Origin of the sequence: Streptomyces sp. MUSC 14 (assembly GCF_001866675.1) — a bacterium.
Classification (GTDB): domain Bacteria; phylum Actinomycetota; class Actinomycetes; order Streptomycetales; family Streptomycetaceae; genus Streptomyces.
In genome coordinates, this window is the sequence record NZ_MLYN01000074.1 from 1 (window position 1) to 25,341 (window position 25,341).

The following is a 25,341-nucleotide window of genomic DNA, read 5'->3' on the forward strand; positions in this document are numbered from 1 at the left end:
GCTCGCGGGGGGCGGAGCGAGGGGGACCGTCGGGGAGGCGGGGGCCTGGTGGGCGGTGCGCAGCATCGGTACGGCGAGGAGGGCGGCGACCGCGCAGGTCGCGCCGGCTCCGACGGCTGCGCGCAGAAGACGGCGGCGGGCCGCGCCACGGCGGATCTCCTCGTACCGGCCGGGGGGCGGGGCGAGGTGCTCGGCGGGCGGGCGCATGATGACGGTGAGGGGGTCGTCGGGATCGAAGTCCGGACCGTCGTCACTGTATGTGATCAAGGCTTCTCCTCAGGTGGGCGCGGAGCAGTTCGCGGGCCGCGTGCAGGTCGGCCTTGACGGTTCCTTCCTTGCGCCCGGTCAGCACGGCCACCTCCCGGATCGGCAAGTCAGCGTAGTAGTGCAGGAGGGTCGGTATGCGCAGTCGTTCGGGGAGCGCCTGGACGAGCAGGCGGACCGAGGGGTCGGTCTGCTCGGTGGGCGGGCGCACGGACTCCTCGACGGTGGCGCGGCGCATGGCCCTGCGCTCGCGTTCCAGTCGGCGCCAGTGGTCCCGGACGATGTTGGCGGCCGTGACGTAGAGGAAGCCCCGGGGCTCCGACACGGACGTCCAGCGGGCCCAGAGGCGGGTGAACGCCTCCGAGGCGATCTCGTGGGCGGTCTCGTCGTCGTCGACCAGACGGCGGCACCAGCCGGCCAGGCGCGGGTAGAGAGCGGCGAACAGCTCTGCTGCCGCCTTCTCGCGGGACCGATTCAACGCTCTCCATAGGGGTGTGGGCGCTCGTCGCGCCCGGGGCGCGGGGCGCCCGTGGGGAAAGACCCCGGGCCGACGGCGTACGTTCCATCGGCCCGGGACCGGGGCGGGCGGCAGCCGGTCAGTGGCGCGCGGTGCTCAGCGCGGCGAAGACGATCACGTTGTCGAGATAGCCGTCGCCGGTGCGGGGTCCGCCGCACGTGATGAGCCGCAGCTCGGGCCGGTCGACGTCGCCGTAGACCGCCTTCGTCGGAAAGTCCGCCTTGGCGACGGTCCGTACGGAGGTGACGGTGAACTCGGCCGATCTGCCGTTCTCCAGGCGCACCGTGATCCCGTCGCCCCGGCGCAGCCGGTCGAGGTGGCGGAAGACGCCGTCCCCGTAGGCGCCGACCGTGACATGGCCGAGGATCACCGACGGACCCGTCTGGCCCGGCGTCGGGGAGTGCTGGTACCAGCCCGCCTGGTCGTGCGCGGTGATCGGGGGCACCTGCACGCTGCCGTCCTGCGCCAGCCCGAGTCGCATGACCGGGGTGTCGACGCCGATCTCGGGGATCCGCAGCCGCGCGGGGACCGAACGGCCCAGGGTGTACGGCGCGTTCGCCGGGCCGGCGGAGGACCCGGCGGACACGTGCGTGCCGCCGGGGCGGGTGGCCGACGCCCCGTCGCCGCCGTGACCGGCACAGCTCACGAGCAGCGAGGCCAGCACCGCGGTGACGAAGGCGCGCCTGGAGAGGTGGGTCATGCCCCGGTCGCCCGTCGGCGGCGCACGAGGAAGACGGCCGCGCCGCCCACCGCGAGGGCGCCGGCAGCACCGCCGCCGATCAGCATGCCGTCCGAGCCGGAGCCGTTGGAGCCGGTGGCCACGCCGGTGTCGGGAGCGCCGCTCGGTACGACACCGACCTGGCCGCGGCCCTCGCTCGGCACGACGCTCGGCACGGGGCTGGCCGCCCGGCTCGGCACCCGGGTGGGAACCGCGCTCGGCTCGCCGCCGGCCGGCGTGCTCGGCCGGGGCGACGGGGCGGAGGTGGCCGAGGCAGAGGGGGCGGAGGGGCGGGGTGTCGGGGACGCGCTCGCCCCGTGGGCGAACGCGGGCACCGTGCTCGCCAGCACGGCGACGCACGCGGCTGCCGTGGCGCTGAGGACTGTTCGGCGCATGAATCGCTCTCTTTCGTCGGCCGGCCCGGCGGGTGGCCGGGCGGGCTGTGTGATGGACCGAGCGGAGAGACGAGACAGGATCGACACAGGTTGTAAAGGGTCGGCAAAGTCGCGCGGGGTGCGGGAGGTGACGCACGGTCAGCCCCGGGCCGCCGCGTAGCGGTCGAGGGAGGGGCGGCGCGCCCGGCAGAGGCAACTCGGGGTCCACCGACGGGGATTCAGGCTCGGATGAGGCGTTTGTCATGGGTACGTAACGGCACCGGAAGGTGCGCAACGGGCGGCAGCGCCGACCCATCTGAATGATCGGCGAGGGCGCAACGGGGCGCCGTCGCGAAAGGGGACGGGTCTCGCCATGTGCGGGAGACCCGCGGGAGGGAAGTCCATGACCAGGACGAAGAAGACCGGGATGAAGGCGCGCGGCGGCCGGCTGGCCGTGATCGGCGCACTCGGGGTGGCCGCGGTGACCCTGGCCGCGGTGCCGGCGTTCGCCAAGGGCGACGTGGACATCACGGCGCCCCACTCGGCGCACGTCGGAAACACCATCACGGTCACCGCGCACGGCGACGACGACAGCGCCGGCTACCTGCATCAGCTGTGCCTGGAGGAGAACGGCTTCGGCGAGGGGTGGCACCAGGAGACCTGCAGCGCCCCGGTCACGGCCGACGCGCAGGTCACCGCGCACGGCACGGCCGCACGCCGCGGCGACCTTCAGTTCCGCGCGGTGCTGTACGGCCTGACCAGCGCGCACGACCAGCACCCCGTGCGCCTGCACGGCTCCGACGTGGTGACGGTCCACGTCCGCTGAAAAGGGTGCTGACACATGACAGGACCGCCGCACCGCACGGGTGCGGCGGTCCTGTCATGTGTCATGCGCCGGAGTTCCGGCTCGTGGTAGGTCTCGGACGGTCATCCGGAAATCCATGTCGCCGGGGGTGTTCCTCGCGGGGGCGGCGCGTCATCAAGTGCCGTTCGTGGTAGTCGAGTTGGCGGGCCATACGATACGACGACGCCGGCTTCGAGGCCCAACTGGCGGCGGCCGTCGAGGGCTGGCCCGTCGTTCCCGAGGGCCGGCTGGACGACTTCCCGGGCCGCCGTCCCCGGAACCCCGCGCGTTGAACGCATGGACGAGGTCGCGTACGCAGTCCTCGCCGACCTGGCCGGCGTCTCTCAGAGCCTCGGCTGCGGCGGGCGACTCTCCTTGGTGATCGATTCCCCCCTTGAAGTCGATCATCTAGGCTGGCGCGGTGACTGATGAGCAGGAGCAGGTGCAGCCGTCGGGAGTGTGGGCCACGGCGGTGGGGGTGGCCAGGGTGCGGGCGCTGGAGACCGAGCGGGAGGACGCGCTGTTCCGCGATCCGCTGGCACAGGCCTTCGCCACCACCGGCGGCCTGGGGCCCTCCTCGGCGCCACAGCCCGGTGACGAGGCCGCGCGACGACGCCGGCTGGGCGTGGCGTTCTCCATCGTGATCAGGACGAAGTTCCTCGACGATCTGTTGCAGCAGGCCTCCGCGTCCGGGGTCCGGCAGGTCGTACTGCTCGGCGCCGGCATGGACAGCCGGGCCTTCCGGATGGACTGGCCGGAGGGCACCCGGCTGTTCGAGGTCGACACCGCCGCGCCACTGGACTTCAAGGCTTCGGTGCTGCGCCAGGAGCAGGCCGTCGCACGCTGTGAGCGGATCACCGTCGCGGTGGATCTGCGTGAGGACTGGCCGGCCGCGCTGACCGCCGCGGGGCACGATCCGGCGGCGCCGACCGTGTGGATCGCCGAGGGGCTGCTGATCTACCTGCCCGAGGACGCGGTGGAACTGCTGCTGGCCCGGATCAGCGCGCAGTCGGCGGCAGGCAGTCGGATGGGGCTGACGTTGGGCTCGCGCGGCGTGATCGAGCGCTTCGCCGCGGACGCCGTACCGGGTTCGGCTGCGTCCATGTGGGTCTCGGAGATGCCCGACGACCCGGTGGGCTGGCTGGCCGGGCACGGCTGGGAGGCCGAATGCCACACCCTGCGCGAGCGCGCCGCCGTCTACGGCCGCCCGATCAGCACCCCGCCGCAGCGCGAGGAGCGGCCCGGCGGACTGATCTCGGCGGTCCGCCGGTAGAACGCCTCCCGGTTCCCTGGCTGATCGTTTCCAAGGCGCCTGATCAGGGGAGCCGGGTTCCTACGCGGCCGGCCGCTCATGCGCGCACGGGCCGTTGAGGTACTGCTTCTCACCCCAGGGCGTCCATCAGGGCGGTGACATAGGCATCCAGCCGCTCCTCCACGGCTCGCGTCGTCAGCTCGGGCCTCCCGGCCTCCCGCCATGGCCGCGCCACCGACCCCACTTCTTCCGAGAGCGCCAGTCCGTCCCGCACCTGCCAGTACAGCCGCTCGCTCGCCGCCGCGGCCAGGACCCCGCCGGCCTCCTCATACGCCTCGGCGAACCGCAGACCCCACGCCGGGCCGTGCAGCAGCGCGAGATTGGCCGAGCAGTGCGCCACATCGAGGTCCGCCGGACCCCAGGATGTGCCTGCCCAGTCGACGACACCGGTGATCCGGGCTTCCGCCGGCCTTGCGGGCGGCACGTCGAACAGCACGTTGCCGGGTTGGAAGTCGCGGTGCAGGAATCGCCCCTCATAGCGCGGCGCGGGCTGACAGATCACGTCGACCGCCGCGGCCCATGCCGCCGCGTCGGCACCCTTCGGAACGACGACGGTGTCGGCGGTCGTCAACGCCACATAGGCCCGGGGCCGTACGGCGGGTCGCAGTGCGTGGATCGCCACGAGTTGACGGGCCAGTACGGGGATGCGCGTTTCCAGCCCCTCGTCGTCGAAAACCGTCCGGCCCGCCAGACGGGTCATCAGAAGCGACGGATACGCGCAGTGCTCGGCGGTCGGATCGACCGCGACCAGCCCGGGAGCCGGCACGCCGGTCCCCGCGAGCAAGGTCAGGGCGCCGGCCTCCCTGTCCAGCCAGTCCTCGGCGCGCTCCACGTCGACGAAGGTCCGCAGCACCAGGTCACGGGTGCCTCCGTCGCGCGTGCCGATGGTCAGCCTCCGCATGTCGGCAGTGATGCCGCCGCGCAGCGCCTCGACGCCGACGATCCGTTCGCCGGCCTCCAGGTGCCGGCTCACCCAGGCCAGGGTCGACGGTCGGACAGGCGCCGCCTCATCGTGGTCGGTCACCGTGCCACCTCATCATCCGCAGGACGGCACGCGCAAAGCACCGGGCATGTGCCGGGCGGCGGGTGACACGTCGGCACACCGTCACCTCCGGGACTGTGCGGCTCTCCGCGACGGGATCTTGTCTTTGGACCGGATGCCGCAATCCCTGCGCGTCGCATCCTCAGCCCGCCGCACAGGGCCGTTAGCGTTCTGACGATCCGATCAGCTGAACCGGCGACGACGCGGAGAGACAGGATGCTCAGGGGATTCAAGAACTTCCTGATGCGGGGCGACATCGTCGTCGTGGCGGTCGGGCTGATCGTCGCGCTGGCGTTCAGCACCCTCATCAAGTCGTTCACGGACAACGTGATCAACCCGATCATCGCGCGGGCACAAGGGGGCCGGAACTTCGGGCTCGGATGGCAGCTCGGGCGGCCCGGTAACAAGGCGACGTTCCTCGACATCGGGTCGTTCATCTCGGCGGTCATCTACTTCGTCATCTTCATGGCCGTCGTCTACTTCCTGCTCGTCGTGCCGTACAAAAAGATCCAGGCCCGGCGCGGCGTAGTCGCGTTCAAGGAGGCCGGTGCGGTGAAGACGTGCCCCGCCTGCCTCTCCGAGGACATTCCCGCCGCAGCCGGCAAGTGCCGGTACTGCGGGACGGAGCAGCCCGCGACGGGCACGGCCCAGCACCCGTAGGGCACTGGGCGGGGGCTCCGACCGCCGGACGATGAATTACGACGACGACGGCGACGACCAGCAGCACGTTCGGCCGGCGCCGCGAGCCTGTCCCCCGGATCCGGTCGAACGGCACTCCGCCGTCGGTGTGCGGCGGTCCTGACGAGGGCGCGGATACGTCCGTCATGCGGCGGCCGCCGCGGTGCTGGGTACGGACACGCGGAACGGCGGGGTGCTCGCCCCAGCAGCGGGACGCGAGTCGGCGGGCCACCGCTCGTGTCACTCCTGGTTCGGGTCAGCCCGGTCTCCCCTCAGCAGGGCCATCGCCCGGGACGAGCAGACGACTTGGCAGGGCTCGTTCCCTGACTCCCTCGTCCCCGTCCGGCTCCACCCGGTACAGCCTGGCCCGAGGCGTGCACGTCACCGTGTCCGTCAACCGACCGTTGGTGAAGAGGGCACCGACGCCGTCCTCCACTGCCCAACCGGCCGGAAGCGCGCGGGTTGCCACAGCCGCCCGATAGGACGATCGACGCCCCGGCTCACTGTCGTAGTGGGGACAGACCGAGCCGGGCAGCAGACCGAGCCCGTCAGAGAGGTGGGTCAGCGGCCCGAAAGAGTCGGTGTGCGAGCCCTCGGCCCAGCAGTTGGCGCCGGCGCTGATGCCGCAGAGCAGGGTCCCGCGGTCGAAGGCCTCGCGCAGTAGCCGGTCCACGCCGTGCGCACGCCAGACCGCCAGCAGATTCGCGGTGTTGCCCCCACCCACATAGACGACGTCCTGAGAGAGCAGGAACGTTCGCAGGTCGTCGTCATCGAGGTCCCGCCGAAACAGCTGCAGGACACCGGGCTCACAGGCACGTGACCGGTATGCCGCGAGGAACTGATCGACGTAGGCGGGGGCGTCACCACTGGCTGTCGGAACGAAGCACACCCTGGGCCGGGGAGCACGTACCTGGCCGAGCATCCAGTCATCCAGCAGACCGTCGTCGTCGGTGGAGAAGCCACCCCCGAGAAGAGCCACACGCCGTTCCACAACGACAGCCACGAGGGTGCCTCCTCTGTTCAGGATCCAGACGCGGACGTTGTCCGTACGGTGCCAGGCCATCACGCGAGACTGTTCGGGTCTGATAGTGCCCGGAAGGGATGCCGTCCCGGTACTCCAGCTGGAAGGTGTTGTCCTCACGCATCCAGACCTGCACGTACCGGTCTCCGGGCTCCTCATCGTCGCGTTCGAGGATCAGAGCGCTGCCACGCCGCAGATTGGCTATTGCCGCGCTCGCCTTCGGCTTCGAGGGCCGCTCGGCCTGGACACCCGCCCTTGTCCGGGTGGGCTGCGAACCGGCGCCGGGCGGGTGTGGGTTGACGTCGGTGTCGGTTCTGTTGCCGTTCGTTCAGAACAGTGCCAGGCCCTCGCCGTCGGTGTCCGCGATGACTGGGCGGAAGCGGGCGGGGAGGCCGTCGAGGCGGTCGGGGCCGGCCGCGGCGGCCACGGCAGGGGCGGTCTCGGCCAGCCAGGCGCCGAACCGCTTGGCGGCTTCGCGGTAGGAAACCTGTGTCAGGACGCGGTGCTCACCGGAAGGGCAGAAGTCGACGGCGACAGTGAGCAGGCAGGAGCCGGGCGCGTTCTGACTGCCCGTCCAGGACACGCGCAGCACGCCACAGGGTTTGCGCGCGCGGGAGCCGCGGGCATCACGGTGGGTCGGGCGCAGCGATCGGCAGGCCACGTGCGCGGTCCATGCGGCGAGGTGGGGCAGAGGCAGGGTGGTGCGGGCGCGGCAGCCGGGGCAGCGGTGCCAGTGGCGGAGCCAGTCGGCGGCGTGGGTGTCGAAGAGGCGTGTGTAGTGGTTGGCCACGCGGATGTCGTTGCGGTAGAGGTGGTCCGGTCGTTCTTGCGTGTTGCAGGACTGGCAGACGGGAGCGCGGACGTAGCCGTGTTCGTGGCAGTGGTCGAGTACGGCCGCGGGGGATGTGCGGCAGACGGCGCAGGTCCACCCGGCCACCTTGCGGGAGGTGCCCGGTCTCCTGCTGAGTACCGAGTACAGGTGGCCGTCCATCTCCCCGTTGTACGGGCGCAGCGGGGCCGTTGAGCCGTCGGGGCCCGTCGTCCGCCGGCTGTCGGCGGGGCGGGCCCGCCGGTGGTGCGGCTCGGTGACGGGAGTGCTTTCCCGGCGGGTGCGTGCGGCGTGCAGCCACTGCGTTTCGGTGTGTTCGGCCGCGTCCAGCAGCCTGACCACGGCGCGCGGCAGCCACCATGTCCGCGCCGTCCGGTCGCGCGTGCGCTCCACGAGTATCCGCTGCCAGTCGATCCCCGCCAGGTGGGACGGCCGGCCGCCGTCACGTCGTACTGGCCGCTCGGGCTCGGCCGGCTCCTGCGGTTCCCGGGTGATGCGCCGGCGCCAGTGCGTCAGCGTTCCCTCGTCGCATTCCTTCTTCGGCTTCTCCGGCGAGCCACGGAACGGACCGATGCGGACCAGGTCCTCGCAGTCCATCTCCACCGCGTTCAGTTCCGCCGCCGCCCGGCGCACCTCCATCTCCGCGACACTCCACCGACCGCCGCTCGCCTTCACCGTCGCCACCACACGGCCACCGAGCAGGACGTACCCCACCTGGGCGTTGGCGGGAGAGCGGGTGAGCGCCGCAGAGGCCGTCGGCACGGGGCTGTCGGTCGTCAAGCCGGCCCACAGAGCGTCCGCAACGTCCAAAGGAATCAAGCCGCTTGCGCGGCCCGGCACCACACGCTCAGGCATACCGACAGGCTATCGGCCCGCGCCGACAGGCTGACAGCCGTCGACGCGGGCACCGTTCACCCACCTCGGCGCCGGGTGCGGCCCCCGGCGGCATCGGCCGGCGGGCGCAGCGCTGTGTACTTCAAGGTGTGGCTCCGGGACGGGGCCTCAGCTGTTGCCCAGGGTGCGGTCCAGGAGCGGGAGCAGATGGTCCCAGTGGCGCTTCAGCCCGGAGGCGCTGAAGGCGTCGGTGTCGGACATCGTGAAACCGTGGATCGTGCCGGGGTAGATCTCGGAGGTGTAGCTGACACCTGCGGCGTCCAGAGCCTGGTTGAGCTCGCCGAGGGCCTCGGGCGTCATGTCGCCTTCGGCGTGGCCGAGGTGGACCTGGGCGGTGAGCTCGGCGAAGAGGTCGGGCCCGTCGGCGCCCACCGGGCCGTGGAATGCGGCGACGGCTGCCACCTGGCCAGGGTGGGCCGCGGCGGTGCGCATCGCGTAGAGGCCGCCTATGCAGTAGCCGGTCACCGCGACCGGACCGGCGCCGACCTCGGGCTGGGCGGTGAGGAACCTGACGTAGGCGTCGGCGTCGCTCAGAACACGTGCGGCGGTGTGTGCCTCGATCAAGGGCATCAGCCGGGCGAAGATCGCGGGCCGGGCCTCTTCTCCGATGTGCTCGGGAAGTTCGACCACCGGTGCCGGGCCGTGCCGGTGGAAGAGGTTGGGGACGAGCACGTAGTAGCCCTGCCCGGCCAGTTCGCGGGCCATCTCCCGCAGCACGGGCCGGATGCCGAAGCCGTCCGCGTACATCAGCACCCCCGGGTGCTGCTCGCCATGGTCGGGGAAGGCGGCGAAAGCGTCGGCCTGGCCGTCCGCGGTGGGAATCTGCAACGTCTTGGTGGGCATGAGTTCTCCTGTCGTGGTTGATGTGTCGAGCCTGTGATCAACACGACGGCGGCGGAGCCCGTACGGCGCTCAGGAGAGCACCGGGTCACCAATCCGTGTGTGGCGCGATGCCGTCCCGGTAGTCATCCCCACAACATAGTCCACAGCCCTGTTCGTGACAGATGACGACTGGGCTCTTCGGTCCTCGTCGCCTCTGCGGGGATCAACGAGCCGCACCGGCCACGCAACATGACGTTCCCGCGGCCTCGTCGGCTCCCCCGACGTGCCCTACGTACCAACCAGAGCCGGCCCCAGCCCCGCCCCCGCACTTCCCGAACCGCGCCGAGACGATTCCTGCGCGGCCGCCAACCGGACCGGCACGACGAGAACACTCCGGGCGTCCACCCACCGTACGTTCGCCTGGCGTTTTGGGTCCTGCTCCCGGCACCCGGCCCCGCTCACCGTGCCGACGAGCAGTGCCGAGCCGACGCCACCGGGGGCAGGAGGCGGTTCTCGGCCAACGGCGCCGCCGAGCGGTCCGGCGGTCCTCACGTCGTTGGTAGCCTCCGAAAACTGATCTTGAAGGTGCGCCCCCGGGCGCCTGCCAGAATGCGAAAAGAATTGGCTCACCGCCGTCAGCCACACCGTCGGTTCCGTCTCACGGGCCGCGTCGTCGCCTGTTCTCTGGTCCTCGCGGGACTGCCCGCCGCTCCGGCCCTCGCGAACTCCCCCGGTCCATCGGCCACCCCGCACCTCGACGCGGTGGAGCGGGCGTTACGCACGGCCTCGCCCGGCCTCGAAGGCAGTGTCTGGGAGCGCACCGCGGGCAACCGGTTGGACTCCTCGACGGCCGACCCCTCGGACTGGCTGCTCCAGACCCCCGGCTGCTGGGGCGACGCCACGTGCGCCGACCGGCCCGGCACCCAGCGGCTGCTCGCCAAGATGACCGAGAACATCTCCAAGGCCAGGCACACCGTCGACATATCCTCCCTCGCGCCGTTCCCCGACGGGGCCTTTCAGGACGCGATCGTCGACGGCCTCCGGGCATCGGCCGCCGCGGGCAACAAGCTGAAGGTCCGCGTCCTCGTCGGCGCCGCACCGATCTATCACCTCAACGTGATGCCGTCGAGATACCGCACCGAACTGACCGCCAAGCTGGGCAAGGCGGCCGAGCACATCACGCTGAACGTGGCATCGATGACCACCTCGAAGACCGCGTTCTCCTGGAACCACTCCAAGCTGCTCGTCGTCGACAACCAGTCGGTCGTCACCGGTGGCATCAACGGCTGGAAGCACGACTACCTCGACACGGCCCACCCGGTGACGGACGTCGATCTCGCGCTGACCGGCCCCGCCGCGAAGTCCGCGGGCAGGTACCTGGACACGCTGTGGTCCTGGACATGCGAGAACAGGTCGAACATCGCCGGCGTCTGGTTCGCCTCGTCGAACGGTGCGGGCTGCACACCGTCGCTGGCCGCGGACGCCGGCACCCCGAGCCCCAGCGGTGACGTCCCCGCGATCGCGGTCGGCGGCCTCGGCGTCGGCGTCAAGAGCAGCGACCCGGCGTCGAGGTTCCGCCCGGCCCTGCCCACCGCCGCGGACACCAGGTGCGGCGTGGGGCTGCACGACAACACCAACGCCGACCGGGACTACGACACCGTCAACCCCGAGGAGAGCGCCCTGCGCGCCCTCGTCGCAAGCGCCCGCGACCGCATCGAGATCTCCCAGCAGGACCTCAACGCCACCTGCCCGCCCCTGCCGCGCTACGACATCAGGCTCTACGACGCCCTCGCCGCGAAGATGGCCGCTGGCGTGAAGGTACGCATCGTGGTCAGCGACCCCGCCAACCGGGGCGCGGTCGGCAGCGGAGGCTATTCACAGATCAAGTCCCTCTCGGAGATCAGCGACACCCTGCGCGACCGCCTCGCCCTGCTCACCGGCGACAGGGGCACCGCCCGCACGACGATGTGCTCCACCCTCCAACTGGCCACCTTCCGCGGCTCGGACAGCGCCACGTGGGCCGACGGCCACCCCTACGCCCAGCACCACAAGCTGGTCTCGGTCGACGACGCGGCCTTCTACATCGGCTCGAAGAACCTCTACCCGTCCTGGCTCCAGGACTTCGGCTATGTGGTGGAGAGCCCCGTCGCGGCGACCCAGCTCAGGACGAAGCTGCTCGCGCCGCAGTGGCGGTACTCGCGGGCGACGGCCACGTACGACTACGCACGCGGCGTCTGCCAGGACTGAGTCCCGCCACAGGAACGCGCACGCGCCGACGGCCGCCGCCCGCTGTCCGTGGTCGTCACCGCAGGACAACGGGGGGCGGCCTGCGCGCAGTTCGTGCCGGTGCTGTCGCGGCGGCCCTGGCCATCGGGCTTCGGGCCCCAGCCCTCTCACCGCGCGAAGGGCCGGTACGCCAGAGCCTGATCGACAACCTCAGCGGCCGTCGCCTCCGGCCCCTTCGGCCAGAAGATCAAGCCGCTGACACAGCCACTCGGGCGCCCGAAAGCCCTGTCCAGCTCCTCGTGGTGCCCACCACCGGCGCAGCCCTCCAGCACGGCGCCCGAGGCGAGGTGCACTTCCTCGCCGTGATCGCCTCGTTCGGCGTTCGGCGTTCAGCGCTCGGCGGCAGTGCCACAGGATCAGAGCGTGAGCACAGGCCGCGTGGAGAAGTCCTCGCAGAGGTCTTCTCCGTCCGGTCCGTACACGAACTCGGCCGTGGAAGGGTTGCGGTTGGCGGTGGCCAGGGGCAGCCACGCCAGCATGCGGCCGTACCCTCCGCACACCGACTCGCCGCCGTCTCCGCCGTGCACCGCGGTGACGTCGCTGGTCAGCTCCACGCGATAGGTGTCGTAGGCGATGCGCAGGCCGAAGGCGTTCAACTGCTGGTGCGGGCCGGTGCGGTCCTCGTACGGGATGCGGTCGAGCGGGTGGTCGTCGCCCCAACGGAACAGCGTGTCCGCGCCGGCTCCGCAGGCGTGCTCCCACTCGTCGGAACTCGGCAACCGCAGGCCGCGAGCCCCGAGCGCAGCCGGCATGTCGGCAGGCGGACCGGTCAGGTCCTCGTCCTCCACAGCCATGAGCACCGTCGCCAGGACGACCTTCCGGCGTGGGCTGAGAACCTGCGCGAGGTGGGTCCGAAGATCGGGGCCGTAGCCGAATCCCTGATCCAGGCTCTCGGTGTAGTCGGCAGTCTGCCCGGGCGTCGGATGCCAGGCGTCGAGGTCGAATCCGAGTGTCAGTGCGCCACCGGGGATCAGTGCGAACTCCTGTGTGTGCCGCTCGATCCGAACGCGGTGCAGCGGGGCACCGAGGTGCTCGACGGTCTCGACGACGGTCACACGGCCATCCACCAGGTCCGCCGCCTCCCGGGCGACACGACGTGCGGCGGGCAGTTCGAGTGACCGCCACTGATCAAGGCTGAGCTCGGCAAGAGACATGCGCCGCAGTGTGGCACGCACCTCCGACACACCCTCGCCCCGGACCTCGAAGTCCCGCCCAGTCAGCGGCAGTTGACCTCGAATACCCGAACCCCCCGGCAGGGTGCCCGGGCTGTCGGTGCCCCTCGGCGTCCGGCGGCGGGCTGGGCACGTCGGCGTGGAAGAGGCTGACGAGGAGCCCGTACGGTTCACCGCGCCGCTGTCGGCCGGCCGTACGGGGAGCGTGCAGGCGTCGCCGACCGGATCGACCTGCGCATCGCCCCCGCGCTGGAGACACTGCGCGCGCTCGACGCCGAGCCGGTCATCGACATCGCGTTCATCGACATCGCCCAGCGCTGCTGACGCACGGGGGTCAGGAGGGCGGCTGACAGGCTTGGTACCAACTAGGTACCATCAGAGAATGCCATCACTGAACGTGTCCTTCTCCGACGAGGAAATGGAAGGCGTCCGCGCCGCCGCCACCGCGGAGGGCAAGAGCCTGAAGCAGTACCTCCATGATCTCGGCGTACGCGAGATGCATCGCAAACGGTTCGTCGCCGGCGCCGCCGCGTGGGCCGACAGGCTGCGCGGCGAGTTCGACGAGGCGTTCCCCGACGAGGTTCCGCCCTCCCGGCGTGGCGGCGGAGCTGCGGCCGCCTGATGGTTCTGTACATCGATGTCTCCTGGCTGCTCGACGTCCAGGAGACGGCCCTCGGGCACGAGGACGTGACGGTGACCGACTACTCGGCGCTGGTGGCGACCGTCGCGCGGCACAAGACCAAGATGCCGACGCTGGAGACGTCCGATCCGGATACCGCCTGGCGCGCGGCCGCGCTCCTGCACACGATCGTGCGCCTCGAGCCGCTTCCGCACCGAAACAGCCTCTTTGCCGCTTTCGTGGCCGCCCAGTACATGGACCAGTCCGGTGAGGGCATCGACCCGCCGTACGGCGCCCTGTCCGATCTGGTCCGGAAGATCCGGGACACCCGCCTGAGTGTCTACGCCGTCGCCGACACCTTGCGCTCCTGGAGGATCTGAGGCGGCCCGGCGGTCCTGGCCGAGACCGCTGGCCGGCAGGGGGCGGCAGGCCGGCGTACGTCAGCAGCGGGTCAGACGCATGTCAGCCGGCCCTGGCATCGTCGTACTCGTGAACGGCACCGCGGGACACCGCGGAGGCCGGGAGCGAGGAGAGGTGCCCGGAGCGGCTCATCGGGGACCAGGGCAGCAGCCCGGAGTCGGACCCACACCAGGTCCACGCAGGTTCGAATCCTGCCCTCTCCGCAACGCCGCCCCGGGCGGGTTCACAGGGGGTTCAGCGGGGTGATGCCCGTGCCCTGGTAGAGGTCGGGTTGCAGGGAGAGGACCGTGACCGGCGCACCGGCCTTGACCGCGTGCCAGGCGATCGCGGCCGCGTGGGCCACCGGCCAGTCCGCGTTCTTCCAGTCCATCGCTTCCGCCGCGTGTGCCGCGGTGAACGGGGTGTGTGCCGCGAAGCGCAGGGATGCCGCGTGTCTGCCCGCGCCGGGCATCTGGCGTTCGGCGGCCAGGACGGACAGCGACGGGACGATGACGCGGCCGGTGCCGCGTGAGGCCTCGATGTAGAGGCCGGTGAAGAAGGGATCCGCGCGGTACAGGGCGGCGAGTGCGGTGTGGTCCAGGACAGCCGTCAGGTTCATGCGGCGGCGCCGCCCTGATGGGCGCGGATCTTCGCCCAGGCGTCCTGGCCGGCCTGCTGGACCTGCTCGGTGTACTCGACGCCGAGCTCACGGGCGGCCTCGGCGGCCCGCTGATCCCGTTCGGCCGCCGTGAGCTCGCGGGTGGCCAGCTCTTCCAGCAGCTCGGTGATCGTGGTGCCGCGCTCCGCAGCGAGGATGCGCAGGCGGTCGCGGACTTCCTCGCTGGTCTTGATGCTCGTCGGCTTGCTCATACAGCGATTCTACCGCCGGTAGAACCTGGTGTGCGGCGTACGGCGGGCACGGGGCGTCAGCAGCGGGTCAGACGTATGTCAGCCGGCCCTGGCATCGTCGTACTCGTGAACGGCACCGCGGGACACCGCGGAGGCCGGGAGCGAGGAGAGGTGCCCGGAGCGGCTCATCGGGGACCAGGGCAGCAGCCCGAAGTCGGACCCTCGTGGTCCACGCAGGTTCGAATCCTGCCCTCTCCGCAACACGGCCCGCACATGGGTGAGTCACGGTCACACGCCCACCGCGCCCCCGTCCGACCGGACGCAGGCAGGAAGGAAGGCAGCTGCTACGCTGCCGGTGACGTGGACTGTGCACGTTGCACCGAAAGGGAGCCGCAGACATGGTGGGTGAAGACGACATCTCCGGGTGAGACCCGGATCTGACGGCCACCGGACGCGCCGAGGAGCGCAGCCGAGGTGGCCCGTTCGTCGTACCCCTTTTCCCATGTCTGCCCAGGGCAGAGGTCTCTTTCTGCCCTCGATCCATCGAGGTCGCCCCCGTGTCCGACATCGCTGTCGTCTGCTCGAACCTGTCCTTCGCCTGGCCCGACGACACCCCGGTCTTCCACGACCTGTCCTTCGCCCTGACCGCCGGCCGCACGGGCCTGGTCGCCCCCAACGGCGCCGGCAAGAGCACCCTGCTCAAGCTGATCGCCGGTCAACTGCGGCCCGCCACCGGCTCGGTGGTCGTGGGCGGCACGCTGGGCCACCTCCCGCAGAGCCTTCCGCTGACCGGTGACCTCACCGTCGCCGAGGTGCTCGGCGTCGCCGACGTGATCCGCGCCCTGGACGCCGTCGAGTCCGGCGACGTGAGCGAGGGGCACTTCACCGCCATCGGTGACGACTGGGACATCGAGGAGCGCACCCGCGCGCAGCTCGACCGCCTGGGCCTCGCCGGCCTCACCCTGGACCGCAGCCTGAGCACGCTGAGCGGCGGCCAGGTCGTCTCGCTCGGCCTCGCCGCCCAGTTGCTGAAGCGCCCCGACGTGCTGCTGCTCGACGAGCCCACCAACAACCTCGACCTGCAGGCACGGCACAAGCTCTACGACGTGCTGACGGACTTCACCGGCTGCCTGCTGCTGGTCAGTCACGACCGCGCGCTGCTCGACCGCATGGAGCGCATCGCCGAGCTGGGCAGTGACGAACTGCGCCTGTACGGCGGTGACTTCACCGAGTACGAGGAGGCCGTGCGCGCCGAGCAGGAGGTCGCCGAGAAGAACGTCCGCAACGCCGAGCAGGAACTGAAGCGGGAGAAGCGGGAGTTGCAGCAGGCCCGCGAACGCGCGGAACGCCGGCAGAGCAACGCCGCGCGCAACCTCAAGAACGCCGGTCTGCCCCGTATCTTCGCGGGCAACATGAAGCGCGGCGCGCAGGAGTCCGCGGGCCGGGCCGGGCAGATGCACGCGGCCCGGGTCAGCGACGCCAGAGCCCGCCTCGACGAGGCCGGACGCGCGCTGCGCGACGAGCAGCGCCTCACCCTGGAGCTGCCCGACACCCAGGTGCCCGCCGGGCGCAACCTCTTCCTCGGCGAGGGGATGCAGGTCCACCACGCGAGCCGGCCCGTGTTCGCCGAGGGCGGCGTCGACCTGGCCGTCCGCGGCCCCGAGCGCATCGCGCTGACCGGACCCAACGGCGCCGGCAAGACCACCCTGCTGCGGCTGGTCACCGGCGAACTCGCCCCGGACTGTGGGGAGTTCAGGCGCAACGACGGCCGCATCGCCTATCTCTCACAGCGCCTGGACCTGCTGGACCCGGACCGCACCGTGGCGGAGAACTTCGCCGCTTTCGCCCCGGAACGGCCCGAGGCGGAGCGGATGAACCTGCTCGCCCGCTTTCTCTTCCGCGGCGCCCGGGCACATCTGCCGGTCCGCGTCCTGTCCGGCGGCGAACGGCTGCGCGCCACCCTGGCCTGCGTGCTGTGCGCCGAGCCGGCCCCCCACCTGCTCCTGCTCGACGAGCCGACCAACAACCTCGACCTGGTCAGCGCGGGCCAGTTGGAGAGCGCGCTCAACTCCTACCAGGGCGCCTTCATGGTGGTCAGCCACGACGAGCGGTTCCTCGCCGAGATCGGGGTGAACCGCTGGCTGCGGCTGGCCGACGGCACACTCACGGAGACCGGAGCCCCTGAGGTGTGAGCCGCCGACGTGTGACGTGGCCCGCGTCCGAGGCCCTGTGCCCGGCGGGCCGACCACCGCTCACGTGGGACGGATCCCTGTGCCTCGACCCGCTCTGCTCGCCCATGACCTCGTCCGCGTCCTCGGGGCGCGGCGTGTCCTGGACGGCGTGTCCCTGACCGCCTCCCCCGGCCACCGTATCGGCCTGATCGGGTAGAACGGCGTCGGCAAGTCCACCCTGCTGCGGGTGCTCGCCGGCCTCGACCGACCCGACGCCGGAAGCGTCACGCGCCCCGGCGACCTCGGCTTCCTGCACCAGGAGATGCCCTTCGTCGCCGCCTCGACCATCGCCGCGGTGCTCGACGAGGCGCTGCGCGAGGCCCGCGAGGACCTCGCCGAACTCGAAAGACTCGGCGAGGAGTTGGCCCGCGTCCCGGACGACGATCCCGGCCGCGCGCACCTCCTCGACACCTACGGCAGACGCCTCGAACAGGCCCAGGACCGGGAGTCCTGGGACGCCGACCGCCGCGCGGCCCTGGTGCTGGAGGGCCTGGGCCTCGGCGCGCTCGGGCACGACCGCACGCTCGGCTCGCTCTCCGGCGGGCAGCGCGGCCGGCTGGCCCTGGCCGCACTGCTCGTGCGGCGGCCGTCGGCGATGCTGCTGGACGAGCCGACCAACCATCTCGACGACCGCGCCGCCGCCTTCCTGGAGGAGCAGGTCCGCGCGCTGCCCGGGACCGTGGTCGCCGCCTGCCACGACCGGGCGTTCCTCGACGCCGTCTGCACCGACCTGGTCGACCTCGACCCCGCGCCGGACGGCCCGGTCCGCTACGGCGGCACCTACAGCGCCTACCTCGGCGAGAAGCGCGCCGAGCGGGAACGCTGGGAGCGGCGGTACGCCGAGGAGCAGGAGGAACTGGAGGAGCTGCGGCACTCGGCGGGGGTCGGCGCGCACCGGGTCGCGCCGGACCGGGGCCGTAGTGACAACGAGAAGATGGGTTACGGCCGCCGGGCCGGCCGGGTGCAGAAACAGATCTCCCGCCGGGTGCGCAACGCCACCCGGCGGCTGGAGGAACTGGAGCGCACGAGGGTCGCCGAGCCGCCCCGGCCGCTCCGGTTCGCGGCCGGTGAGCCGGCCGCGCGTGCCCAGGAGGGCCCGGAGCCCCTGGTGTCCCTCCACGACGTCCGGGTGCCGGGCCGGCTCGCGCTGAACTCCCTGGCGGTGACGGCCACCGACCGGCTGCTGGTCACGGGCGGCAACGGGGCCGGCAAGTCGACGCTGCTCGCCGTACTCGCCGGACGTCTCCCGGCCGAGGGCGAGGTGCGCAGACGGCGCCGGCTGACGGTGGGGGTGCTCAGCCAGGACACCGTGTTCGACCGGCCCGACCGCACCGCACGCGACACCTACGAGCTGACGCTGGGCCCGGCGCGGGCCGAGCAGGTGCCGCTGATCTCGCTCGGTCTGCTGCACGAGGCCGACCTGGGCAGACCGGTCGGGCAGCTGTCCGTGGGGCAGCGCCGGCGCCTCGCGCTGGCCCTCCTGGTCGCCCGCCCGCCCCAGTTGCTGCTGCTCGACGAGCCCACCAACCACCTGTCCCCCACCCTGTGCGACGAGCTGGAGGCCGCGCTCGGCCCCGGCCCCGGCGCGATCGTCCTCGCGAGCCACGACCGCTGGCTGCGCCGACGGTGGCAGGGCCGCGAACTCCGGCTGGAGCCGGTAGCCGGACCGGGCGCTCGCCCCGGTCCGAGACGGTCGTGACACCGGAGCGGCTTGGGCGGCTTGGGCGCCTGGTACCCGGAGTCCGGACCGGCGGACACGATCACGCCGGACGAGGTGGACGTCGTCCGGGAGGCGACGCCCGGACAGCCGAGTGCGGCAACCCTGAGTGCACGCGGGTCTCCGTCGACCGCGCCCATGGGCACCGTGGTCCGGGCGGTCGTCCCGCCCGGACCACGGACCGGGGTACGGCTACGGCTGGGTCACACGGTGCCGAGGGCCGTACGCAGGGTGGTTACGGCCTGGTTGATGGCGGCTTCGGCGGCGTGGGTCTCGCGCAGGGCGTTGAGCATGACGAAGTCGTGGATGATGCCCTGGTGGCGCACGGCGGTGACCGGGACTCCGGCCTCACGGAGCTTGTTCGCGTAGGCCTCGCCCTCGTCGCGCAGCACGTCGGCCTCACCGGTGATGACGAGGGCCGGGGGCAGGTCCCGCAGCTGGTCGGTGGTGGCGCGCAACGGTGAGGCGGTGATCTCGGCCCGCTGGTTCTCGTCGGTGGTGTACTGGTCCCAGAACCACTGCATGGCGTCACGGCGCAGGAAGTACCCCTCCGCGAACTGGTGGTAGGAGGGGGTGTCGAAGGCCGCGTCGGTGACCGGGTAGAACAGCACCTGCTGCACCAGCGGCACATCGCCGCGTTCCTTGGCCATCAGGGTCAGCGCGGCTGACATGTTGCCGCCGACGGAGTCGCCGGCCACCGCGATCCGGGTGGCGTCGAGGCCCTTGGCCGCCCCCTCACGCACCACCCACTGGACGACGGTGTAGTTCTGCTCGATGGCGACCGGGTAGCGGGCCTCGGGAGACAGGTCGTACTCGGGGAAGACGACAGCTGCCCGGGCACCGACGGCCAGTTCGCGCACCAGCCGGTCGTGGGTGTGGGCGTTGCCGAAGACCCAGCCCGCGCCGTGGATGTAGACGATCACCGGCAGCGTTCCCTCGGCGTCCACCGGCCGGACGATGCGGGCCCGGACCGATCCGGTGGGCCCGCCCTGGACGGTCACCCATTCCTCGGCGATCTCCGGCTTGTCGATCTCACCGGACTGCACCTCGTCGACGGCCTTGCGGCCCTCGGCCGGACCGAGGTCGAAGAGGTACGGCGGGTTCGCGGTGGCCTCGGCGAAAGCGGCGGCGGCCGGTTCCAGGACCGGGCGGGCGGCGGTCTCGGACATGAGGTTCTCCTCGTGGGTCGTGTCGGCGGTCGGTACGGCCCGTCGTTGTCCGGCGGGCACGACAGGAACAGTACTGCCCAATTCAGTCGTGCACAACTAAGTCGTGCAACGGATAATTGCGTGCACTGAATGCTGTAGGCTGGAACGCACTGACCGACGACGCAAGCATGAGGGACCGCAGTCATGGACCAGGCCGCGCACCACGCCGCAGAACAGAACTCGTTGCTGCTCCAGGACCAGCTGTGCTTCGCCCTGTACGCCGCCTCGCGGTCGGTCACCACGCGCTACCGGCCGCTGCTGGAGGAGCTGGGGCTGACGTACCCGCAGTACCTGGTCATGCTGGTCCTGTGGGACCAGGACTCGGTCTCCGTTCGCGAGTTGGGCACCGCGCTCCAGTTGGAGTCCAGCACCCTCTCCCCGCTGCTCAAGCGTCTGGAAGCGGGCGGCCTGATCCACCGTGAGCGACGCACCGACGACGAACGCTCCGTCGCGGTACGCCTCACCCGGTCCGGTGCGGATCTCCGCGAGAAGGCCCGGACCGTCCCCCCGGCCATCGGCCGGGCCATGGGCCTGACACCCGAGCAGGACACCACCGCCAAACACCTGCTCCGCCTGATCACCGCGAACGTCACCCGCAACTGACCCCACCGGCCGAGCCCGACGGCAGACGGGCGGGCAACGCGCCGTCGCCGCGCCCGTCCCGTGGGCCGAAGGCCTGGAGCGCGTCGGCGTCGCTTGCCCGCGCGTGCAGGTAGTAGTCGGCCCACTCGGCGATGTCGGGGTAGGAAGAGTCCTGAGTGATCCGGGTGACGGCGGCTTCCGTGTCGAAGCCGGTCGATCGCAGTGCGACTCCGGGACCGAGAAGCGCCCAGTGGGCTCCCGCCCGCCCATAGGGCATGCCGACACTGCCGGGGTTGATCACGAGTCGGCCGTGGGCGAGGCGTACGAACGGCATGTGTGTATGTCCGCAGACCACCGTGCGGACATCGTCGTCGAGTCCGCTGAAGACATCTCGCCAGCGGTCGAGGTGTGAGTCCACCAGTACGACCTCCTCATCGTCACGAGGGGTGGCATGGCAGAACAGCACCTGTCCGAGGCCGCGCACCGGCAGAGAGACCGAGCGGGGCAGTCGGCCGAGAAGGTCGAGGTGGTCTTCGCGTAGCTGTTCGGCGGCCCATGGAGCGATCGGATCGGGGATCGAGTCCCGTTGGCCACGGCGGTGTTCGAGGAGTTCGCGGTCGGCGTTGCCACTGATCCAGACGATGCGGTCGCCGAGACCGGTCAACAGGTCCAGGACCTGGGTCGGTTGAGGGCCGGCGGTGATGTCGCCGGTGAGCACGATGCGGTCTGCTGCGCTCACTTCCGGTTCGGCGAGCACGGCCTCCAGGGCGGGCAGGACGCCGTGGATGTCGGACAGTACGGCTACTCGGTTCAGCATGGTCACCACTGTGGGACGAGGTCCGATCGAGGGCGGGACCGTTCGCCTGACGCGTGGTTCACGGGGTCCGCTCATCATCGCTCTGACACGTTCGCGCGGGTCAGAGCGCTGCTTCGCAGCCCCGGCATTGGGGGGTTTCCCCCAGTGAGAGCGGGAGTGGGGCTACGTAGGATCGCGAGTACTGGTCATCGATTCGACTCGCTTCACACGGGGGAATTTCATGCGACGCTCACAGGCACGCGTCCTTACGGCGGCGGCTCTGGCTGCTCTCACGGTCGGCGGACTGTCCGCGTGTTCCTCGGTCCTCGGCCCGGAGAAGACCTTCGAGGACGACGCCAAGGTGGCGCAGAGAGTCACCTCGATCCGTCTTGACAACAGGAACGGAGAGGTGGAGGTGGTTGCTTCGGCCGACGCCTCCACGATCTCCGTGCACCGCAAGGTCGGCTACCGCGGTGACAAGCCCAGTGGCACGTCCTTCCACGTCGAGAACGGCGTTCTGACGCTCTCCGGCTGCGGCACGGACTGCGGGGTCAACTACCGCGTCAAGGTGCCTGCCGGTCTTCCGGTGACGGGAGGCACCTCCAACGGCGGCATCGCACTGACCGATGTCGGCACGGTCGACGTGCACTCCAGCAACGGTGAGATCGCGGTGACCGACGCGAGGGGCCCCGTGAAGCTGCGTACGTCCAACGGTGACGTCGACGTCAAGAACGCCAAGGGCGGCGGAATCGACACACAGACGTCGAACGGCAACGTCACGATCCGGACGGCCACCCCGCAGAACATCAAGGCCCGGACGACCAGCGGCAGCCTCACGGTCACGGCACCGCCCGCCGCGTACCGAATCTCGGCGGACGACTCCCACGGCGACAAGCACGTGGCGTTCAAGAACGACCCGTCAGGCACGTACCGCCTGGACCTGTCGACGACGAACGGTGACTTGACGGTGCGGTCGGCAGGCCAGTGACGTCGGCGTCCTACGGCGTGGCCGCTGATCAAGGCGACTGATCACGGTGCCCCCACCACCGGGCCCGGCCCAGAGTTCACACGTATGAGGGACTTGACAGGGAGTCACGGCAACAGCCCAGCCTCTGGCGACGTTATCGGAGCACGGTCAGGGCATCAGCGGGCCGCCCGCTGCCCGTCGACGCGCGCCACTCTGCGCGCCCGCGTCGACGTGGGCCCCGTCGGCAAGGCCCCTGCGCTCACCGCGGCGCCCACGGACGACCAGGGACAGGCGCTGTCGCGCAACGCCTACTGGTGCTGCCGCACTCCCGAGGCACTGCGCACCTGCTCGACGAGGACGGCGCCCGCGCATCCGCCATGCCCTCGGGCCGGCCGAAGCTGCGAGCCGAGGGATAACACCATGCCGGTCGCGGTGCGCGTCCGGCAGTAACACGTGTTTCCTCGACGGGTACCGGGGCCGTCGGCGGCCGCAGCGGAAGCCCGTCACCGCGAAGGGGAAGGGAAAAGGGAAGCCGCATCGGCCTCTGCTCAGTGACGTCTTGGTAGCAGCAGCGTTCCGTCATGCACACCCTGGCGAAGACGGGCAAGCCGGAGCCGGCCGCCTGACGCCCACCACGCGGGCGCGCCGGGACGTTGTCACGCGTCGCCTTGGAGTACGGGCGGATCTGATGGGCGGCGTGCGCGAGTTCCTCGGCACACAGACGCGAAAATCGCTACGCCGCAATCGAAGCCGTTTCCCGGAGAATCGTTCTGAGCGAAGAATCGAACTGTTCGGATCGCGAGTGGATGCCGCCGGATATTACGGCGTGTCGCCGCAGTTCCCCTCTTACACCTCTGCGTGGGCGACCGCCCTGGCGAAGGAGGAGTAGCCCAGATACAGGTACCCGACGTCGCTGCCGTTGGCCCTGAGGTCCAGGGCCGGTGTCACGCCTCCCGGATTCACGCAGCTCGCGGCCTGCGCAGTGCCCGAGAGCCCGGTGTTGAGCGTCGCCGATCCCACGATCGACGCCGATGCGACGGCGGCTCGTTGGATGATGCCCTTCCTTTTCATGCGCGTCCCCCTTCAGCCCGATAGCTTGACAACACGTCAGGGCGCTCGCGTCAAACTTCCGCCGTCGGCCAGGAGGTGGCTCGAAGCGGGTGAGGACGAGGGCGGCACGGCGGGTACTGAACAAGCCAGGCATCTCCTCCGAAGCATGCGGCTCCCCACCACTCGGCCTTGCTGCGGGCGTGGAGCTCAGCAGGGGCTGCTTTATGCGGAAGGCTTCCTTCTGTTCCTTGAGGCGGCAGATGTGCGGCCGCGTCCGAAGTGATCTGCCTCAAGGTGGCACTGACTGGCGAAGTCGACGACGGGGACGCGCACCTCCCTGCCACCCTCGCGGTGGTGGAGAAGGACTCGGCCCCAGGCGAAGAGTCGCCGTAGACCTATTACGGCGTAATAGCTCAGCGTGGTTCATCAGCCGGGCCACTCCCCCACCGTCCTCTCGCCGACGGGGTCAGAACCTATTACGGCGTAATAGCCTGAGGGCGGGTCCCTCAACGAGACTGGGCAGACCTCGCGCACCCCACGGCCAGCCAGACAGCGTCCCTCTCGATGAACTCGCCCGTGGCACGATCAGGCGGAGTGGACGCGGCCGATGTCCCAGACGGACACGATCAGTCCGCCGGGACGGGGCCACTCCCCCGGCTTGCAGCGGGTCAGGGTTATTCGAAATCCTCGCACGCCGGCCTGGCCCCGGCCGCCTCCGCGACACTCTTGCCTCAGCCAGGTCTCCTACTCCCCTGCCTCGTACTGCGACCGATCCGACTGCCGGAAGCGCGGCTACCAGCGCCCGCAGACCGGGCCCGGTACGACGATGTCGCGACCGCCGAGCGACGTGAGCGGGGGTCCTCTTCCGTCCAGCGCGACGACGAGGTGAGGGTCGTCGACACACGAGGGGCGCGACAACGAGAGAGCTTCCTGGACCAGATCGCACGCCCCCCAGCCAGCTCAGCTCGGCTCGTCAGTCCACGCGTTCCTCAGGCCTATTACGGCGTAATAGGCCTGAGGAACAGCGCGGCCGACTGCTTGCTCCCCATTCGGCTACTGCCGCGTCACCGATGTTCGGGCGCAGGCTATTACGGCGTAATAGGTAGCGAGCGGATGGCGCGCCGCCTCTCACTCCTGGAGCTGCACCGCAGCCGCCAGGGCCACCCGTGCCTCCTCCGTCAGCGCTGCGGAACGTGCCGTGCGCTTCTCCAGATGGGACAGGGCTCGCAGGACGGCGTCGAGATAGCGGCTGAGGCTCATCATTTGCAGGGGTGTCTGGCAGTGGGGGAGTACGGCCTCGATCTCCTCCATCCAGTAATCGGCGTCCTCGTCCCGCCGCAACGACTCGCGCTGCTCCAGCAGCCGAGTGGCAACCGGCACCAGCAACTCGTGTCGTCGCTGAGCCGCTTCCTGGGCTCGCCGCTCGGTGGCCCGCTCCAGGGCCAGCCGCTGCTCGGCCTTGAGCACCGCCTCAGGCGTCCGGCGTACAGGACGTTCCTGGGGAGTCTCGTCGGTGAGTTCGACGGCCTTCAGCCGCTTCGCCTTGTTGTACGCCGCGCTCGGCGCGGCCACCGCCAACGCGGGAGCGAGCTCCAGCCATGGGGCTCCGGCTAGGCGGGCGTCATCCACCGCACGCACCTGATGGATCTCGGTCTGCTCGCGCAGGTACTCCCACAACCGCACGCGCTTCAGCGCTGCAGCGCGCTGAACCTCGGGGGGTTGCCTCCGAAGCGCCTGGACGTTCTTCTCCGCATACAGCAGCGCACCGAACAGTTCGTCATCCGCGGGCATGCGCTCCACGGCGGGATCCTCGGCGTCCTCGTGCATCTGACGCAGCTCACCGACGACGGCCGGAGCATCCAGGGAACCGATCCTCATAGGGGCTTTGAACAGCGGTTTTGTGGCACGACTCGTGGTCCGGGCGCGCTTGGTCATGCCGACATCCTGCCCCACCGAACTCGCTTTCACAGAATGTGAATCAGCTTCTTGGGGAGTCGGGGCTGTGGGCGCAATGCCGACCAACCTGCTTGGCTACGCCCTGGGCCTGGGCCTATTACGGCGTAATAGGCCCAGGCCCAGGGCGAGGGCCGGCGTCGGCGTCGGCGTCGGCGTCGGCGTCGGCGTCGAACTGGAACGACTGCGGGCCTGAG

The 25,341-nt window shown here is 70.8% G+C and carries 23 protein-coding genes, 2 tRNA genes and 3 pseudogenes; 13 read left to right on the plus strand and 15 right to left on the minus strand.

Annotated elements, in window-relative coordinates:
• The 4 genes and pseudogenes from BIV25_RS39150 to BIV25_RS39165 form a co-directional block, all read right to left on the minus strand.
• A pseudogene (locus BIV25_RS39150) lies at window positions 1-267 on the minus strand (hypothetical protein); the annotation flags it as partial.
• The gene (locus BIV25_RS39155) at window positions 251-742 is read right to left on the minus strand and encodes an RNA polymerase sigma factor (protein WP_071377320.1); all 492 of its coding nucleotides are present in this window, start codon (window positions 740-742) and stop codon (window positions 251-253) included. The pseudogene BIV25_RS39150 and the gene BIV25_RS39155, both read right to left, overlap by 17 nt.
• A gap of 118 nt (window positions 743-860) precedes the next feature.
• Entirely contained in the window at window positions 861-1,481 is a 621-nt protein-coding gene (locus BIV25_RS39160; RefSeq protein ID WP_071377321.1) for a class F sortase, read from the minus strand.
• Complete coding sequence (locus BIV25_RS39165) at window positions 1,478-1,894, minus strand: Tat pathway signal sequence domain protein (RefSeq protein WP_071377322.1); 417 nt, start codon at window positions 1,892-1,894, stop codon at window positions 1,478-1,480. The genes BIV25_RS39160 and BIV25_RS39165 overlap by 4 nt, the downstream gene beginning before the upstream one ends.
• Before the next feature lie 382 nt (window positions 1,895-2,276).
• Between BIV25_RS39165 and BIV25_RS39170 the strand changes: the two genes are divergently transcribed.
• A complete protein-coding gene (locus BIV25_RS39170) occupies window positions 2,277-2,699 on the plus strand; it encodes a hypothetical protein (protein WP_071377323.1) in 423 nt (140 codons plus the stop codon).
• 439 nt (window positions 2,700-3,138) lie between these two features.
• Complete coding sequence (locus BIV25_RS39175; RefSeq protein ID WP_107486610.1) at window positions 3,139-3,990, plus strand: class I SAM-dependent methyltransferase; 852 nt, start codon at window positions 3,139-3,141, stop codon at window positions 3,988-3,990.
• Window positions 3,991-4,099: 109 nt separating this feature from the next.
• Here the strand turns inward: BIV25_RS39175 and BIV25_RS39180 are convergent, their stop codons facing one another.
• Complete coding sequence (locus tag BIV25_RS39180) at window positions 4,100-5,053, minus strand: phosphotransferase family protein (protein ID WP_071377325.1); 954 nt, start codon at window positions 5,051-5,053, stop codon at window positions 4,100-4,102.
• 234 nt (window positions 5,054-5,287) lie between these two features.
• Here BIV25_RS39180 and BIV25_RS39185 point away from each other — a divergent pair, with 234 nt between their 5' ends.
• Window positions 5,288-5,731, plus strand: a complete 444-nt coding sequence (locus BIV25_RS39185; RefSeq protein WP_071377326.1) for an MscL family protein — start codon at window positions 5,288-5,290, stop codon at window positions 5,729-5,731.
• A gap of 274 nt (window positions 5,732-6,005) precedes the next feature.
• On the opposite strand, the gene BIV25_RS39190 is transcribed toward BIV25_RS39185, so the two are convergent.
• The 3 genes from BIV25_RS39190 to BIV25_RS39200 all read right to left on the minus strand — a co-directional run bounded on the left by BIV25_RS39190 (window position 6,006) and on the right by BIV25_RS39200 (window position 9,336).
• Window positions 6,006-6,740 (minus strand): Type 1 glutamine amidotransferase-like domain-containing protein, encoded by a 735-nt coding sequence (locus BIV25_RS39190; RefSeq protein WP_371273121.1) that lies wholly within the window; start codon window positions 6,738-6,740, stop codon window positions 6,006-6,008.
• A gap of 358 nt (window positions 6,741-7,098) precedes the next feature.
• Window positions 7,099-8,454 carry an endonuclease domain-containing protein gene (locus BIV25_RS39195; RefSeq protein WP_071377328.1) on the minus strand — a complete coding sequence of 452 codons (1,356 nt, stop codon included), beginning with the start codon at window positions 8,452-8,454 and terminating at the stop codon, window positions 7,099-7,101.
• Window positions 8,455-8,601: 147 nt separating this feature from the next.
• Window positions 8,602-9,336, minus strand: coding sequence for a dienelactone hydrolase family protein (locus BIV25_RS39200; protein ID WP_071377329.1), 735 nt, complete (start codon window positions 9,334-9,336; stop codon window positions 8,602-8,604).
• A 600-nt stretch (window positions 9,337-9,936) separates the two neighbouring features.
• On the opposite strand from BIV25_RS39200, the gene BIV25_RS39205 reads away from it, so the two are divergent.
• Window positions 9,937-11,562, plus strand: coding sequence for a phospholipase D-like domain-containing protein (locus BIV25_RS39205; RefSeq protein ID WP_256257108.1), 1,626 nt, complete (start codon window positions 9,937-9,939; stop codon window positions 11,560-11,562).
• Window positions 11,563-11,957: 395 nt separating this feature from the next.
• On the opposite strand, the gene BIV25_RS39215 is transcribed toward BIV25_RS39205, so the two are convergent.
• Window positions 11,958-12,755, minus strand: coding sequence for a hypothetical protein (locus BIV25_RS39215; protein ID WP_071377408.1), 798 nt, complete (start codon window positions 12,753-12,755; stop codon window positions 11,958-11,960).
• A gap of 198 nt (window positions 12,756-12,953) precedes the next feature.
• Here BIV25_RS39215 and BIV25_RS48395 point away from each other — a divergent pair.
• The 4 genes and pseudogenes from BIV25_RS48395 to BIV25_RS51705 form a co-directional block, all read left to right on the plus strand.
• A pseudogene (locus tag BIV25_RS48395) lies at window positions 12,954-13,079 on the plus strand (O-methyltransferase); the annotation flags it as partial.
• Window positions 13,080-13,155: 76 nt separating this feature from the next.
• Entirely contained in the window at window positions 13,156-13,395 is a 240-nt protein-coding gene (locus tag BIV25_RS39220; RefSeq protein WP_071377332.1) for a hypothetical protein, read from the plus strand.
• Entirely contained in the window at window positions 13,395-13,772 is a 378-nt protein-coding gene (locus BIV25_RS39225) for a toxin Doc (RefSeq protein ID WP_071377333.1), read from the plus strand. Before BIV25_RS39220 ends, BIV25_RS39225 begins: the two co-directional genes overlap by 1 nt.
• A gap of 148 nt (window positions 13,773-13,920) precedes the next feature.
• A tRNA-Val gene (locus BIV25_RS51705) sits at window positions 13,921-14,015 on the plus strand.
• 20 nt (window positions 14,016-14,035) lie between these two features.
• Here BIV25_RS51705 and BIV25_RS39230 read toward each other — a convergent pair.
• Together BIV25_RS39230 and BIV25_RS39235 are read right to left on the minus strand one after the other, a co-directional pair.
• Window positions 14,036-14,410 carry a PIN domain-containing protein gene (locus BIV25_RS39230; RefSeq protein ID WP_071377334.1) on the minus strand — a complete coding sequence of 125 codons (375 nt, stop codon included), beginning with the start codon at window positions 14,408-14,410 and terminating at the stop codon, window positions 14,036-14,038.
• Window positions 14,407-14,661, minus strand: a complete 255-nt coding sequence (locus BIV25_RS39235; RefSeq protein ID WP_071377335.1) for a hypothetical protein — start codon at window positions 14,659-14,661, stop codon at window positions 14,407-14,409. The genes BIV25_RS39230 and BIV25_RS39235 overlap by 4 nt, the downstream gene beginning before the upstream one ends.
• A 144-nt stretch (window positions 14,662-14,805) precedes the next feature.
• On the opposite strand from BIV25_RS39235, the gene BIV25_RS51710 reads away from it, so the two are divergent.
• From BIV25_RS51710 to BIV25_RS39245, 3 genes and pseudogenes are all read left to right on the plus strand, one after another.
• A tRNA-OTHER gene (locus tag BIV25_RS51710) sits at window positions 14,806-14,898 on the plus strand.
• Between the two features lie 299 nt (window positions 14,899-15,197).
• Window positions 15,198-16,832 (plus strand): ABC-F family ATP-binding cassette domain-containing protein, encoded by a 1,635-nt coding sequence (locus BIV25_RS39240; protein WP_071377336.1) that lies wholly within the window; start codon window positions 15,198-15,200, stop codon window positions 16,830-16,832.
• 79 nt (window positions 16,833-16,911) lie between these two features.
• Window positions 16,912-18,570: pseudogene (locus BIV25_RS39245) on the plus strand (ABC-F family ATP-binding cassette domain-containing protein).
• 221 nt (window positions 18,571-18,791) lie between these two features.
• On the opposite strand, the gene BIV25_RS39250 reads toward BIV25_RS39245, so the two are convergent.
• On the minus strand, window positions 18,792-19,757 hold the full coding sequence (locus BIV25_RS39250) for an alpha/beta hydrolase (protein WP_071377337.1): 966 nt from the start codon (window positions 19,755-19,757) through the stop codon (window positions 18,792-18,794).
• Between the two features lie 183 nt (window positions 19,758-19,940).
• On the opposite strand from BIV25_RS39250, the gene BIV25_RS39255 reads away from it, so the two are divergent.
• Window positions 19,941-20,399 (plus strand): MarR family winged helix-turn-helix transcriptional regulator, encoded by a 459-nt coding sequence (locus BIV25_RS39255; RefSeq protein ID WP_177235577.1) that lies wholly within the window; start codon window positions 19,941-19,943, stop codon window positions 20,397-20,399.
• On the opposite strand, the gene BIV25_RS39260 is transcribed toward BIV25_RS39255, so the two are convergent.
• Complete coding sequence (locus BIV25_RS39260; RefSeq protein WP_071377410.1) at window positions 20,386-21,195, minus strand: metallophosphoesterase; 810 nt, start codon at window positions 21,193-21,195, stop codon at window positions 20,386-20,388. The genes BIV25_RS39255 and BIV25_RS39260 overlap by 14 nt on opposite strands.
• A 220-nt stretch (window positions 21,196-21,415) precedes the next feature.
• Here BIV25_RS39260 and BIV25_RS39265 point away from each other — a divergent pair, with 220 nt between their 5' ends.
• Window positions 21,416-22,162, plus strand: coding sequence for a DUF4097 family beta strand repeat-containing protein (locus tag BIV25_RS39265; RefSeq protein ID WP_071377338.1), 747 nt, complete (start codon window positions 21,416-21,418; stop codon window positions 22,160-22,162).
• 825 nt (window positions 22,163-22,987) lie between these two features.
• Here the strand turns inward: BIV25_RS39265 and BIV25_RS39270 are convergent.
• Together BIV25_RS39270 and BIV25_RS53705 are read right to left on the minus strand one after the other, a co-directional pair.
• Window positions 22,988-23,212: a hypothetical protein gene (locus tag BIV25_RS39270; RefSeq protein ID WP_071377339.1), complete on the minus strand. Its 225-nt coding sequence runs from the start codon at window positions 23,210-23,212 to the stop codon at window positions 22,988-22,990.
• 1,107 nt (window positions 23,213-24,319) lie between these two features.
• Window positions 24,320-25,126, minus strand: coding sequence for a hypothetical protein (locus tag BIV25_RS53705; RefSeq protein WP_256257109.1), 807 nt, complete (start codon window positions 25,124-25,126; stop codon window positions 24,320-24,322).
• Window positions 25,127-25,341: the final 215 nt, after the last annotated feature.